Here is a 13,365-nt window from a genome sequence, read left to right as displayed (position 1 = left end):
CCGTCCGTTGACGCCGGGAGACCGTGGACTGCCTGCCGTGGGTCACGGGGTGACCGCGCCTTCCCGGCGCTGGATGCCTCGCCCGGGTGCTGCGCGGGCGCGTGGCTCGCCCCGAGTGCGGCTTCGGGTGCTTCGCCCCGCGGGCTTTCCGGGCTCGGGTGCCTCGCCACAGGTGCTGCACGGTCTCGAATGTCTTGCCCAGGGTGCCGGCCCTCGGGTGCTTCGCCCCCCGGGCTGTCCGATCTCGGGTGCCGCGTCGCGCGCACTGTTCGGCCTCCGATGCCTCGCCGCGGGCGCTGCACGCTCTCGAATGCCGGGCCCCGCGGGCTGTCCGGCCTCAGGTGCCGCACATCAGGCGCCATCCGGGCGCGGCACACACCCTGCGGGCGTGCCGCGCGAGGAGGCTCAGCTCACCGCCGGCTTCACGAGCGCGCCGATCCTCGCCTCGGCCTCGGCCGTCAGCTCGGTCAGTGCGAACGCGGTGGGCCACATCGTGCCGTCGTCCAGCTGCGCCTGGTCGCTGAACCCGAGCGTCGCGTAACGGGCCTTGAACTTCTCCGCGCTCTGGAAGAAGCAGACGACCTTGCCGTCGAGTGCGTAGGCGGGCATGCCGTACCAGAGCTTCGGCGCCAGGCCCGGAGCAGAGGCTCTGACCACGGCATGGACGCGCTCGGCCATGATCCGGTCGGAGTCCCCCATCTCGGCGATCTTCGCGAGTACGTCCCGCTCCGCCTCGGCCGCCTTGTCCGCGCGCGAGCCGCGGCGGGCCTCCTCCTTCAGTTCCTTGGCGTGGTCCTTCATCGCGGCCCGCTCCTCGGCGGTGAATCCCTCGTGCTTGCCGCTTTCCGTGCTGCTCATGGCAAAGCTCCCCTTGAGGTTGCGTCGTCCGCGATCCGGGGCACGCGGACGGCGACACGCCACCCGGACCACCATCGGCACGTACCGTGCCGATGACCCCGAATATTCCGCGCGTCCCCGGCGTTGTCAACGGCACGGCACGTGCCGATAGGATGATCCTCATGACCGAACCGCCCGCCGGGCCCCGTCGCCGCGGCGCCGCGCGGACCGAGGAGCTGTTGCAGGCGACACTCGACCTGGCCGCGGAGGTCGGGTACGCGGGTCTGAGCATCGAGGCCGTCGGACGCCGGGCCGGGGTCGGGAAGCACACGATCTACCGCCGCTGGCCCTCAAAGGCGGCGCTGCTGCTAGACGCCCTCAGCCGGGTGTGGACCAGCGACCTGGACTACCGCGACACGGGGAACGTCCGCGAGGATCTGCGTGAGCAGTTCCTGCGGTCCGGCGCGGCCCTCTCCAGTCCGCCGATCGGCCCCGTCTACCGCGCGGTCATCGCCGAGGCGCAGGGCGATCCCGCGCTACGGGCGACCCTGCACGAACGCTTCCTGGCCACCGTCGAGCAGCGCACCCTCGACCGGATCACCCGCGCCCAGCGCACGGGCGAACTGACCGCGGAGGCGAACCTGGAGTTCGCCGCCGAGGTGCTGTGCGGCGCGCTGTACTACCGCAGCCTGCTGTCGACCCGCCCCATCGACTCCGACGCGGTCGACGGACTGGTGGGCATGTTCATGGCCGCCTACGGACCACCGGCTGAGGACCGCCACCCCTGACTACGGAGCCCCGGGCAGCCCGACCGTGACAAGGAGACCGCCTTCGGGGCGGGCGACCAGTTCGAGGGTCCCGTCGTGGGCGCGGACGACGGCTGCCACGATGGCCAGGCCGAGACCGACGCCGGCGTGCTCGTCGGTGCGCACGCGTTCCGTTCCCCGCTGGAAGGGTTCGGTGAGGGTCGGCACCAGTTCCGCCGGGAGCCGGACGCCCGTGTTCTCGACCCGCAGCACGCTCGTGTCGCCCCGCGTCTCCGTGTGGACCGTCACGGTGCCACCGCCGGGGAGGTTGTGGACGACGGCGTTCTGGACGAGGTTCGTCGCCATCCGCAGCAGGAGCTCCGCGGAGCCACTGGTAAGGGCCGCTTCGCCGGTGACGTCGAGCGTGATCCCGCGCTGTTCGGCGAAGGGGAGCAGGCCTTCGGCGGCCTCCTCGGCGACGAGGGAGAGGTCGACGCTCGCGCGGGGGAAGTCTCCGCGGTCGCTGCGGCTGAGCAGCAGCAGTGCCTCGGTCAGGTCGATCGCCCGCGCGTTGACGGTGTGCAGTCGCTCGATCAGTTCGCCGCGGTCCCCCGTGGGGTCCTTACGGGCGACGTCCAGGAGTGTCCGCGAGATGGCCAGCGGGGTGCGCAGTTCGTGGGAGGCGTTCACGGCGAACCGCTGCTGCTCGGCGACGTGGGACTCGAGTTGTCCGAGCATCGAGTCGAAGGCGTCGGAGAGTTCACGGAATTCGTCCCGGCGGCCCTTCATCCGGATGCGGTGGGACAGCGAGCCGCTCCCGGCCGTCCTTACGGCGTCCGTGATCCGCGTGAGGGGCGAGAGCATCCGGCCGGCGAGGATCCACCCGCCGAGCAGGCCGAACACCAGGAGGAAGGCGAGCGCGACGGCCGCGGCGGGGGCGAAGCCGCGCAGGAGGTCGGCACGGCTGGGTCCGACGATGATCACGGCGCCGTACGTCTTCTGGATGGCTCGGGGGTCGTTGGTCGGCAGCCAGCGCAGCACGAACACCCACATCACGGCCAGCAGGAGGGTGCCGGCGACGAGGAGGAATCCGGCGTAACTGAGGGTGAGCTTCAGCCGGGCGCTGCGCCCTGGGCGTCTATTCATGGGTGCCGTCGGAGTGGGAGGCGTCCGTGCCGGTGTCGATCCGGTAGCCGACGCCGGGGACCGTGGCGATGATCCAGGGTTCGCCGAGCCGTTTGCGCAGTGCGGAGACGGTGATGCGGACGGCGTTGGTGAAGGGGTTGGCGTTCTCGTCCCAGGCCCGTTGGAGCAGCTCTTCGGCGCTGATGACACCGCCGTCGGCGGCGACGAGCACTTCCAGTACGGCGAACTGCTTCCGGGTGAGCGCGACGTGCCGTCCGTCGCGGAAGACCTCCCGGCGGAAGGGGTCGAACCGCAGGCCCGCGATCTCACGGACCGGCGGCCGGACGTACGCGCGTCTGCGGTCGAGCGCCCTCAACCGCATGACGAGCTCCCGCAGTTCGAACGGTTTGGTGAGGTAGTCGTCGGCGCCGAGCGCGAACCCGGAGGCCTTGTCGTCGATCCGGTCGGCGGCGGTGAGCATGAGGATCGGGATGCCGCTGCCGGAGGCGACGATGCGCCGGGCGACCTCGTCGCCGGAGGGGCCGGGGATGTCACGGTCGAGGATCGCGAGGTCGTAGGAGTTGACGCCGAGCAGTTCCAGGGCGGAGTCGCCGTCGCCCGCGATGTCTGCGGCGATCGCCTCCAGCCGCAGACCGTCACGGACGGCCTCGGCCAGGTAGGGCTCGTCCTCCACGATCAGTACGCGCATGTCCGAAGCCTAAGCAGCGCACCGTATCGTCGGCGTATCGCGACCACGTCGCGTCCGGGAGACATGCTCAGCCCACCGGTGCCGGCACCGGACCGGGCCGGTCGGACGGGGTTTCCGCCCTGGTGCGCCACCAGCGGCGCGACGCCAGCCCCGCGAGCAGGGCACCCGTCGCGTTGACCAGTACGTCGTCCACGGAGGACACCCGGTCCAGCCACAGCACGTACTGGGCGACCTCGACCAGGACCGAGCAGCCCGCCCCGAGGGCGAGGATCCTCGGCACGGACGCCGCCCAGGCCAACCGCATCGGGGCGAAGAACCCCAGCGCCGCGAAGACCAGCAGGTTGCCGATGATGCCGCCCGCCCCCATCGTGACCAGGTCCCGCAGCGGTACCAGGCTGACCCGGCGGGGAGCGACGCCGGGCGCGAGACCCGGCATCATGGTCAGCCACAGGAACGGCACCGTCCCGTGGACCATGCCCACCTCGGCCAGCGACTTGCGCCACGCCCATGCCGAGCCGGCACCGGCGGCATGCCGCCGGGCCGCGAGAGCCCACGCCACCAGAACGGCGAGCGGCACCGCGACGAGCGTCATGAGCACCACGCCGTTGAACGTGTCATAGCAGCCGTGCCACGACCCGGCCATGCATCTCGGTGCGGACATCATGAGCGGCCGCCTGATGACGAACAGGGCGCTCGCGACGCCGAGGACACCCAGGCCAAGGAGCACGATCCGAAGGATGCGGCGGAGTGCCGACGGGGACACGTTGTGGCTCATGCTCCCAGTGAAGGGGGTCGCGGGTTGCGGGAGCGTATGCGATTTTCGATACGCCTGCGATATGCGAAGTCCCCGGCGTACCCCTTCCTGAGTCCTGGCATCGGGGAACCGGCACGAGCCGGGACGGAGACGGTCCGGAAACCCTCAGTAGTCCCGGCCACACCTCCGTGTGTGCGCCCCGGGTGACCGCCTGTTCGCCGCGGTCCCGAAAATCGAGGGTCGTGGCTGTCCATCGGCTCCTAGGATCAGCCCGTGATCGCTGACCTGCAATGTGTGGTGCTGGACTGTTCGGAGCCCGCTGAACTCGCCGATTTCTACCAGGCGTTGCTCGGTGGAGCTGTCAACGAGGAGGATCGGCGATGGGCCCTGGGCGACGGCTGGGCGACCTTGCACACGCCGTCCGGACTCGTCCTGGCCTTCCAACGGGTAGCCGAGTACACGCCGCCGCGGTGGCCCGACTCGGACCGGCCTCAGCAGTTCCATCTCGACCTCGGTGTCGCGGACCTGGACCGGGCCCAGGAACAGGTGCTGGCCTCGGGGGCGAAGTTGCTGGACCTGGGTTCCGGCGAACGGAGTTGGCGCGTCTATGCCGATCCGGCAGGACATCCGTTCTGCCTGGTGCGGCACTGAACGCAGGGATTCGGCTCCGCTCACGCCCGCGCACCGGCGTCAGCGGAGCCGAATCCTAGAGCGCCACCAACCGCCCGCCGCGGCCGCGCAGTCGGACCGAGGCGACGGAACCGCAGACCAGCGCCACGACGAGGAGCGTGCCGCAGGACTCCGCCGCGGTGTACGCGTCCCCGGCGAGAGCGGCGCGCACTCCGTGGGCGGCCCAGTAGCCGGGCGAGGCCGGGGCCACGGCCGCGACCCAGGCCGGCAGGGCGGCGAGCGGGACCAGCGCGCCCCCGACACTGCTCAGCAGCATGCCCCCGAGGTCGTAGGCGGCGGAGAGCGCGCCCAGACTTCGGACCAGCACGCCGAGCAGGGTGCCGAGTGCGAGCAGCGTGCAGCTCCAGCTGAGCAGAACGCCCAGCAGGAGGAACGGGTGCGGGACCCGCAGCCCGAAGGCGCACACGGCGAAGCCCACGATGAGCAACTGCTGGGCGAGCAGGGCCGCGAAGGCCGGGAGTGCCTTGCCCATGAGCAATTCGGCAGGATGCAGGGCGGTTCCGCGCAGCCGGTCCCAGGTGCGGCCCAGCCGTTCGGTCAGGATCGAGCCGCCGCAGATGCTGAGGGCGAGCAGCGAGAAGGTGACCAGCGTGCCGACGACGGCCTGTTCCGTGCCCGCGCTCTCGCCCTGCCCGGCCGTGTAGAGCAGCCGCAGGAGCGTGAGGAAGGCGAGCGGCAGGATCATCCGGCTGAGCACCGGACCGGGTTCGCGTGCCATCAGCAGTACGTTGTGACGTATCAGCACCCAGAGGCGGGCGGCGGACTCACGCGGCATCTCGGACCTCCGTCCTCGTCGCGGCGGTCGTGGGTTCCGCGGCCTCCATGGAGCGGTAGAGGTCGTCCAGTCCGGGGCGGCGTACGTCGACGGACACGGGTGTACGGCCGGACGCGAGCAGCGCCGCCAGATCGGCACCCGGATCCATGGTCGGCCGGCGCAGCTCGGGCTCGTCCGGGTCCGCGAAGGTGACCCGGAGCTCGCCGGGCAGATGGCGGGTGAGCTGCTCCTGGGTGCCGCGCGCGATGATGCGGCCGGCCCGGGCGAGTGCCAGTGTGGCGCCGAGATCGACGAGTTCGGGCAGGTAGTGGGTCGTGTAGACGACGGCCGCGCCCGCTTCGGCCCGGGCCCTGACTGCGCTCAGCAGGGCCGAGCGGGTTTCGGGATCGGCTCCGGCGGTGGGCTCGTCCAGCAGCAGGAGCGGCGGCGATCCGACCATGGCGGTGGCCGCCTGGACGCGGCGGCGCTGGCCTCCGGACAGGGCGGCCACGGGCCGGTCCGCGACGGCTGTCAGGCGCAGCTCGTCCAGGACCCGGGCGATCTCCGTGTCCCCGCGCCGGCCACGGAATCCGGCGAGTCCGGCGAACAGCCGCAGGTTCTCCCGGGCGGTGGCGCTGCCGTACAGGGCGAGTTCCTGCGGGGCCACGCCGAGGAAGCGCCGCGCGGCCCGGCCGTCCCGCAGCGCGTCGAGCCCCGCGACGGTGATCCGGCCCGCGTCGGGACGTACGAGACCGGCGACGATCTCGACGAACGTCGTCTTGCCCGCGCCGTTGTGGCCGATCAGGCCCACGATCTCCCCGGCCGGGACCGTCAGGTCGAACCCGTCGAGGGCGCCGCGCGGTCCGTAGCGCTTCACCAGTCCCTCTGCGATCAGCATGCATCCTCCACGACGCCTCCTCGGTGTTTGCGCCGCGCATGTCTACGGCGTATACGTCTACACCGTATACACCCGTCGCGCATACGTCTACGCCGTACACGTCTACGCTGTACACCCATGAGTGGCAGACGGGAAGAAATCCTGGACGCGGCACTGGGCATCGCCGACGTGCAAGGCGTCGACGCGGTCTCGATGCGCGCGGTGGCGGATCGCGTCGGTGTGACACCGATGGCGCTGTACCGGCACGTCAAGGACAAGGCGGCGCTGCTGGACGGCATGGTCGGGCGGCTGCTCGCCGGGCTGCTGCCGCCGGAACCGGCGGATGATCACACCTGGGAGGAACGGCTCGACGCCCTCGCGCACGCCTGCCGGAAGGTCACCCAGCAACACCCCTGGGCGGCGTACCTGCTCTTCTCGCGGCCGGCGGTCACCCCGGACGGCCTGCGGGCGGTGGACATCATCTACACCGCGCTCATCGAGGCCGGGGTTCCCGAAACCGAGGTGCCGCGGCTGGAACGCCTGATCAGCACCTTCGTCATCGGATTCGCCGCGTCCGAGGCCTCGGGCCGCTTCGCCCCCGGCGACAGCGACCCACGCGGGCGTCGCGGTCTCCTCCCGGACAGCGAACTCCCCGGCCACCGCGCGCTCGGGCCATGGCTAGACCTGCCGCTCGACCTCACCGCCGAGTTCGAGGCCGATCTCGCCGACATCCGCCGTATGGTCAGGGCCGCCGCCGGGCTGCCACGGACTCCGCTCGATCGGTGAGTCCCCGAAACCCGCTCAGTCCGTGAGGCCCAGCGCCCCCGCCGCCTGGATCGCCAGCCAGACCTCGGCCAACGCCGCCGTCGACGTCAGATCACGGTCGGCGAGCGCGCCGAAGCGGCGCAGCCGGTAGGCCAGGGTGTTGGGGTGGATGTGCAGCGCGGCGGCCGCCGTCTCGGTGCGGCGGTCGCGCTCCATCCAGGTGCGGGCGGAGACCAGGAGCTGCGAGTCATGGCTCTCGTCGTACCGCAGCACGCCGCCGAGCACATGCTCGACCAGTGCCGTCAGGACGGCGGGATCGTCCGGCAGCCACCGGCCAGCCCCGTCGTCGCCGTAGTGGACGACGGCACGGCCCGACTCGGCTGCCTTGGACACCGCCCACAGGGCCTCGCGCTGGGCGACCTTCAGCGCAGCTCCCGGCAGGAAGGGGCGGCTGGCGCCGGCCGCCACGGCGGGCAGCTCGCCGAGGGCCGCGGCCAGTTCCGGCGCCCCGAGGACATAGCGGTCCTCGCCCCGGGTGAGCAGCAGATGAGGCCGGTCCTCCAGGCAGCGCAGCAGCACGTCGTCGGTGATGCGGCGCACGATGAGCAGTACGGTGTCGCCCTCGATCGCGTGCCGGGCGAGCCGGCGGCGGGCCGCCTCCGGGTCGAGCACCTCCTGCAACAGTTCGGCGAACGTCTCCGCGCCCTCGCGGCGCAGGGTCTCGCGTTCGTTGCGCACCATCGCCAGGCGCAGCGCCGCGACGGTGGCGATGTGCTGGACGACGGCGAGCCCCGCGGGCCGGGCGCCCTCACGCTCGTACGCGACGAGGAAGCCGGCCGGGCCGCCGGGCGCGGGGACCGGGATGACGAATCCGCCGGGGATCGTGGGCGGGGCGTCGACGGACGCAGGCAGGACGGCCGGGTCCGGCACGGGCACTCCGGGCAGGAGGGGGCGCCCCTGGGGCGTGCAGAGGAAGACGTCGTAGCCCGACAGACCTTCGAGGCGGCGCAGGAGTGTCGGAGTGTCGAGATTCTCGGTGACCAGCCAGCGCAGCGCGCCGAAGACCTGGAGCTGCGCGCCGAGCCGGTGCCGCGCCTCCTCCTGCGCCGAGGCCGCGACCTCCTGGGCGACCGCGATGAAGGGAACGGCGAGCGGCACTTCGAGGACCGGGAAGCCCCGCTCCTCCGCGGCCCGGAAGAACGTGTCGTGCAACGGCGGCATGTGCAGCTGCGCCGAGAGCGCGAGACCGGACGCCCCGGCGTCGTCCAGCCGTTCCAGATAGGCGCGCTGTTCCGCCGCGCCGCGGGGGATCGCCAGGCCCGCGGTCATGATCAGCTCGGCGCCCAGAAGCCAGGGCGTCGGGTCGACGAGCTCGCTCGCGTGCGCCCAGGAGACCGACCGGTCCAGACCGCCGCCGCCGGCCTTCAGCGAGAGCTGGAGTGCCGGGGAGGAGAGCAGGTCCTGGATGGTGAGTTTGTTGCTGGCCACAAAAGACATCGTACGCATCTGTGATCGACACCATTGTCGCAGGTCACCGGGGGCCGCACACTGTGGGAGCCAACATTTGAATGGTGAATAAACGTAGATTGGAGGGGCCGTGACGACCTCGGTCACCGAAATCGAGACATACGGAGTCGAGCGCATCCCGGACCAGGACCGGACGGCCCGTCCGATCGACCTGTTCCGGCTCGCCTTCGGCGGCGCCAACACCTTCGCGACCTGCGTGCTCGGCGCCTTCCCGATCCTCTTCGGGCTCTCCTTCTGGCAGGGGCTCGCGGCGACCGTCCTCGGCCTGGTCGCGGGTGCGCTGCTGCTGGCCCCGATGGCGCTGTTCGGCCCCGCCAACGGCACGAACAACGCCGTCTCCTCCTCCGCGCACCTGGGCGTGCACGGCAGGGTCGTCGGCTCCTTCCTCTCCCTGCTCACCGCGATCGCGTTCTTCTCGATCTCGGTGTGGTCCTCGGGAGACGCGCTCGTCGGCGGCGCGCACCGGCTGGTCCACGTCCCCGAGTCGGACGTCACGTACGGCATCGCTTACGCGGTCTTCGCCGGGCTCGTGCTCGTCGTCTGCGTCTACGGCTTCCGGTTCATGCTGCTGGTCAACAAGATCGCGGTGATGGCGGCCTCGGCCCTCTTCGTGCTCGGCGCCTTCGCCTTCGCCGGCGACTTCGACCCCGGTTACGCGGGCGCCTTCGCCTCGACGCACGACGCGCTGTTCTGGCCGTCGTTCATCGGTGCCGCGCTGATCGTGCTCTCCAACCCGGTCTCCTTCGGCGCGTTCCTCGGTGACTGGTCCCGCTACATCCCCGCGAACACCCCGCGCCGCCGGGTGATGGGCGCCGCCTTCCTCGCCCAGATCGCCACGCTGCTGCCGTTCCTGTTCGGCCTGGCCACCGCGTCGATCATCGCCTCGAAGGCCGCGAAGTACGTCGACCCGGCCGCCCCGAACTACGTCGGCGGACTGCTGGCGATCTCCCCGGGCTGGTACTTCCTGCCGCTCTGCCTGATCGCCCTGATCGGCGGCCTGTCCACCGGCACGACGTCCCTCTACGGCACGGGCCTGGACTTCTCCAGCGTCTTCCCGCGCTTCAACCGCGTCCAGGCCACCTTCTTCATCGGCGTCCTGTCCATCGCGTTCATCTTCATCGGCCGCTTCGCGCTGAACCTCACGCAGTCCATCTCCACCTTCGCCACGCTGATCATCACCTGCACCGCGCCGTGGATGGTCGTCATGGCGCTCGGCTTCGTCACCCGGCGCGGCTGGTACGACGCGGAGGACCTCCAGGTCTTCAACCGGCGTCAGCGCGGTGGCCGCTACTGGTTCGCACACGGCTGGAACTGGCGCGGCATGGGCACCTGGCTCGTCAGCGCCGTCGTGGCCCTGCTGTTCACCAACCTGCCGGGCCAGTTCGTCGGCCCGCTGGGCAACCTGGCAGGCGGCGCGGACATCTCGCTGCCGGTCGGCCTCGCCCTCGCGGTCGTGCTCTACTTCGCCGCTCTCACCCTGTTCCCCGAGCCGCGCGCCGTGTTCGGGCCGGACGGACCCCGCTTCGTTCCGACCTCCGACGCCGAGATCACGCCGATCACCGGTGGCACCGAGGAGAAGACCGCCGAGCCCGCCGCGGCCGTCTGACCCACCACCGCCACCCCACCGACTGGGCGCCCGGCCCTGACCGCCGGGCGCCCCTGATCAGGAGCCGCGCATGAGCACCACCACCGTCCAGGAGATCCGGACCGCCGCGGACGCGCTCGTCGCCGCCTTCGCCGAGGGCCGCCTCGCCGACTACTTCGGCGCCTTCGCCCCGGAGGCGACGTTCGTCTTCCACACCACGCCGCAGCGTCTCGGCTCCACGGCCGAGTACCGCGCCCTGTGGCAGCAGTGGGTGGAGCAGGACGGATTCCGCATCCTCGGCTGCGTCTCCTCGGCACCTCTCGTCCAGCCCTTCGGCGACACGGCCGTCTTCAGCCACGACGTGGAGACCCGGGTCGCCACCAACGCCGGCGAGGAGACGGTGCACGAGCGGGAGACCATCGTCTTCGCCCGCTCCGAGGACGGCGCCTGGCTCGCCGTCCACGAGCACCTGTCCCCCCGTACCGCCGCCTGACATCGCCGCCTGACCAGGAGAGACGTTCCATGAGCAGCACGTTCCGCAACTACATCGACGGCGCGTTCGCGGATGCCGCCGACGGCCGGACGCTCGACGTGGTGGACCCCGCCACGGGTGACGTCTACGCGACCTCCCCGCTGTCGGGGGCGGCCGATGTCGACGCGGCGATGGAGGCCGCGGCCTCGGCGTTCCCCGTCTGGCGCGACGCGACCCCGTCCGTGCGGCAGCGCGCGCTGCTGAAGATCGCCGACGCGATGGAGGCACGCGCCGAGGATCTGGTCGCCGCGGAGAGCCGTGACACCGGCAAGCCGCTGCACCTCACCCTCAGCGAGGAACTCGGCCCCGCGATCGACCAGGTCCGCTTCTTCGCGGGCGCGGCCAGGATGCTGGAGGGCCGCTCGGCCGGCGAGTACATGGAGGGCATGACCTCGATCGTCCGCCGCGAGCCGGTCGGCGTGTGCGCGCAGGTCGCGCCGTGGAACTACCCGCTGCTGATGGCGGTGTGGAAGTTCGCCCCGGCCCTCGCGGCGGGCAACGCGGTCGTCCTCAAGCCCTCGGACACCACCCCGGCCTCCACGGTGCTGATCGCGGAGATCATCGGCGGTGTCCTGGAGGAGCTGGGCCTGCCCAGGGGGATCTTCAACGTGGTCTGCGGCGACCGCGAGACCGGCCGGCTGATGGTGGAGCACCCGACCCCGGCGATGGCCTCCATCACCGGCTCGGTGCGCGCCGGCATCCAGGTCGCCCAGAGCGCGGCCAAGGACGTCAAGCGGGTCCACCTGGAGCTGGGCGGTAAGGCCCCGGCCGTGGTCTTCGAGGACGCCGACCTGACGAAGGCGGTCGAGGACCTGGTGGTCGGCGGCTTCTTCAACGCCGGTCAGGACTGCACGGCCGCGACCCGTGTCCTGGTCCACGAGTCGGTCCACGACGAGTTCGTCGCCGCCCTCGCCAAGGCCGCGACCGACACGAGGACCGGGCAGCCGGACGACGAGGATGTGCTCTACGGGCCGCTCAACAACGCCAACCAGCTCGCCCAGGTCAGCGGCTTCATCGACCGCCTGCCCGAGCACGCGCGGATCGAGGCCGGCGGCCACCGGGTCGGAGACAGGGGCTACTTCTACGCCCCGACCGTCGTCTCCGGCCTGAGGCAGGACGACGAGATCATCCAGAACGAGGTCTTCGGCCCGGTCATGACCGTCCAGTCCTTCACGGACGAGGACCAGGCCGTCGCGTACGCCAACGGCGTCGACTACGCACTCGCCTCCTCGGTGTGGACCAAGGACCACGCGCGGGCGATGCGGATGTCGAAGAGGCTCGACTTCGGCTGCGTATGGCTCAACACCCACATGGCGCTCGTCGCCGAGATGCCGCACGGCGGGTTCAAGCAGTCCGGCTACGGCAAGGACCTCTCCGCGTACGGCTTCGAGGACTACACCCGGATCAAGCACGTCATGACGTCGCTCTGATCGGACGTGACTCTGATCAGTCGTGACGCTGATCGGTCGTCGATCTGATCAGTCGTCTCCATGACCGAGGGGGTGAGCCCGGCACCATGCCGGGCTCACCCCCTCCGTCATGACCGGCGCGCTGTCAGCCGTGCGAGACGTTCAGGCCGTAGAAGGCGACCCTCGCCCCCTTCGTGGTGCTCTCGGAGGACGACTGGTTGTACGAGCCGGCCTTGAAGTACTGCTTGTAGGGGAAGAACGACGACGGGATCGCGTAGTGCGTGGTGCTGCCGTTGACAGTCAGGTCGACGGTGTTCCCTCCGGAGACGGCGATCGCGTAGGTCCACGTCTTGCCGACCGCCACATGCCCGACCGTGTGGGTCGTCTGCCCGCCGGACGGCGAGTTCTCGGTGCCGACGACGATGTCACCGCTCGCGCGGTAGTACAGCTCCACGAGCGGTTTGGTGGACGATCCGCCGGAGCCGAGGTGGATCTGGCCGACGCACACGTTCGAGGTGACCGACACGACCCGCAACGTCGCGCTCAGCCGGTGGCTGCCGCTCAGTGACCAGTCCGCCGCGCTGCCGCTCCGGTTCATCTCCCGCAGTTCGGAGCGGGCGTAGGAGGAGTTGGGCGTCGTGACGCCCTTCTCGGGCGCCCAGAACGTCATCGCGCCGTCACGGGTGTCGGTGTAGAAGTACGCGTCCTGGTAGCCGTTCGCCCCTTGCAGCCGGGCGGAGGATATGGTGGTGGGCGAGCCGGGTGAGCCCACGGGCTCCTGGAGCTGCCAGACCGACAGGTCGAAGTTGCCGCCGGGCGCGACCCCCGGATCGGCGGCACCGGCGCTGGAGGTCCCCAGAACGGTGGCCGCGACGACAAGGCCCGCGACGGTGGCCGTCGTCAGGAGCCGAGGAGCGGCAAGTCCGTTACAGCGGGCTGGAGTTCGCTTACGTGGTCGCTTGCTCATCATGATGGTCACGGCCTTTCGTCTGGTCGTGTGGAGCAGACGGTGGGGGAAGGCGAGGTTCACGTTTATGAACATTGAGTTCAACCGT

The 13,365-nt window shown here is 71.0% G+C and carries 14 protein-coding genes; 6 read left to right on the top strand and 8 right to left on the bottom strand.

Going from position 1 to position 13,365, the window contains the following annotated elements:
* Nucleotides 1-405: 405 nt before the first annotated feature.
* Nucleotides 406-858: a DUF1801 domain-containing protein gene (locus ABZV42_RS29865; RefSeq protein ID WP_356054466.1), complete on the bottom strand. Its 453-nt coding sequence runs from the start codon at nt 856-858 to the stop codon at nt 406-408.
* A gap of 161 nt (nt 859-1,019) precedes the next feature.
* Between ABZV42_RS29865 and ABZV42_RS29860 the strand changes: the two genes are divergently transcribed.
* Nucleotides 1,020-1,625, top strand: coding sequence for a TetR/AcrR family transcriptional regulator (locus ABZV42_RS29860; RefSeq protein WP_356054464.1), 606 nt, complete (start codon nt 1,020-1,022; stop codon nt 1,623-1,625).
* On the opposite strand, the gene ABZV42_RS29855 is transcribed toward ABZV42_RS29860, so the two are convergent.
* The 3 genes from ABZV42_RS29855 to ABZV42_RS29845 form a co-directional block, all read right to left on the bottom strand.
* Complete coding sequence (locus ABZV42_RS29855; RefSeq protein WP_356054461.1) at nt 1,626-2,729, bottom strand: HAMP domain-containing sensor histidine kinase; 1,104 nt, start codon at nt 2,727-2,729, stop codon at nt 1,626-1,628.
* Nucleotides 2,722-3,417, bottom strand: coding sequence for a response regulator transcription factor (locus ABZV42_RS29850; protein WP_355984563.1), 696 nt, complete (start codon nt 3,415-3,417; stop codon nt 2,722-2,724). Before ABZV42_RS29850 ends, ABZV42_RS29855 begins: the two co-directional genes overlap by 8 nt.
* Nucleotides 3,418-3,484: 67 nt before the next feature.
* Nucleotides 3,485-4,192 (bottom strand): VanZ family protein, encoded by a 708-nt coding sequence (locus ABZV42_RS29845; protein WP_356054459.1) that lies wholly within the window; start codon nt 4,190-4,192, stop codon nt 3,485-3,487.
* A 252-nt stretch (nt 4,193-4,444) separates the two neighbouring features.
* On the opposite strand from ABZV42_RS29845, the gene ABZV42_RS29840 reads away from it, so the two are divergent.
* On the top strand, nt 4,445-4,822 hold the full coding sequence (locus tag ABZV42_RS29840; RefSeq protein WP_355984561.1) for a VOC family protein: 378 nt from the start codon (nt 4,445-4,447) through the stop codon (nt 4,820-4,822).
* 55 nt (nt 4,823-4,877) lie between these two features.
* On the opposite strand, the gene ABZV42_RS29835 is transcribed toward ABZV42_RS29840, so the two are convergent.
* Together ABZV42_RS29835 and ABZV42_RS29830 are read right to left on the bottom strand one after the other, a co-directional pair.
* On the bottom strand, nt 4,878-5,636 hold the full coding sequence (locus tag ABZV42_RS29835; protein ID WP_356054457.1) for an ABC transporter permease: 759 nt from the start codon (nt 5,634-5,636) through the stop codon (nt 4,878-4,880).
* A complete protein-coding gene (locus ABZV42_RS29830; protein WP_355984559.1) occupies nt 5,626-6,513 on the bottom strand; it encodes an ABC transporter ATP-binding protein in 888 nt (295 codons plus the stop codon). Before ABZV42_RS29830 ends, ABZV42_RS29835 begins: the two co-directional genes overlap by 11 nt.
* A 117-nt stretch (nt 6,514-6,630) precedes the next feature.
* Between ABZV42_RS29830 and ABZV42_RS29825 the strand changes: the two genes are divergently transcribed.
* Nucleotides 6,631-7,278 (top strand): TetR/AcrR family transcriptional regulator, encoded by a 648-nt coding sequence (locus ABZV42_RS29825; protein WP_356054455.1) that lies wholly within the window; start codon nt 6,631-6,633, stop codon nt 7,276-7,278.
* Nucleotides 7,279-7,293: 15 nt separating this feature from the next.
* Here ABZV42_RS29825 and ABZV42_RS29820 read toward each other — a convergent pair whose 3' ends face one another.
* Complete coding sequence (locus ABZV42_RS29820) at nt 7,294-8,754, bottom strand: PucR family transcriptional regulator ligand-binding domain-containing protein (protein ID WP_355984661.1); 1,461 nt, start codon at nt 8,752-8,754, stop codon at nt 7,294-7,296.
* A 100-nt stretch (nt 8,755-8,854) separates the two neighbouring features.
* Here ABZV42_RS29820 and ABZV42_RS29815 point away from each other — a divergent pair, with 100 nt between their 5' ends.
* The 3 genes from ABZV42_RS29815 (at nt 8,855) to ABZV42_RS29805 (ending at nt 12,331) form a co-directional block, all read left to right on the top strand.
* Nucleotides 8,855-10,390 carry a cytosine permease gene (locus tag ABZV42_RS29815; RefSeq protein ID WP_355984557.1) on the top strand — a complete coding sequence of 512 codons (1,536 nt, stop codon included), beginning with the start codon at nt 8,855-8,857 and terminating at the stop codon, nt 10,388-10,390.
* 70 nt (nt 10,391-10,460) lie between these two features.
* Entirely contained in the window at nt 10,461-10,862 is a 402-nt protein-coding gene (locus tag ABZV42_RS29810; protein ID WP_356054452.1) for a nuclear transport factor 2 family protein, read from the top strand.
* A gap of 29 nt (nt 10,863-10,891) precedes the next feature.
* Complete coding sequence (locus ABZV42_RS29805) at nt 10,892-12,331, top strand: gamma-aminobutyraldehyde dehydrogenase (protein ID WP_356054450.1); 1,440 nt, start codon at nt 10,892-10,894, stop codon at nt 12,329-12,331.
* A 124-nt stretch (nt 12,332-12,455) separates the two neighbouring features.
* Here the strand turns inward: ABZV42_RS29805 and ABZV42_RS29800 are convergent, their stop codons facing one another.
* Nucleotides 12,456-13,352, bottom strand: a complete 897-nt coding sequence (locus ABZV42_RS29800) for a polysaccharide lyase family 7 protein (protein WP_356054448.1) — start codon at nt 13,350-13,352, stop codon at nt 12,456-12,458.
* Nucleotides 13,353-13,365: the final 13 nt, after the last annotated feature.

The organism is Streptomyces sp. NPDC005281, assembly GCF_040607495.1.
Lineage (GTDB): Bacteria > Actinomycetota > Actinomycetes > Streptomycetales > Streptomycetaceae > Streptomyces.
Note: the sequence above shows the minus strand (reverse complement) of the source record. Positions and strands in the feature narration are given on the sequence as shown.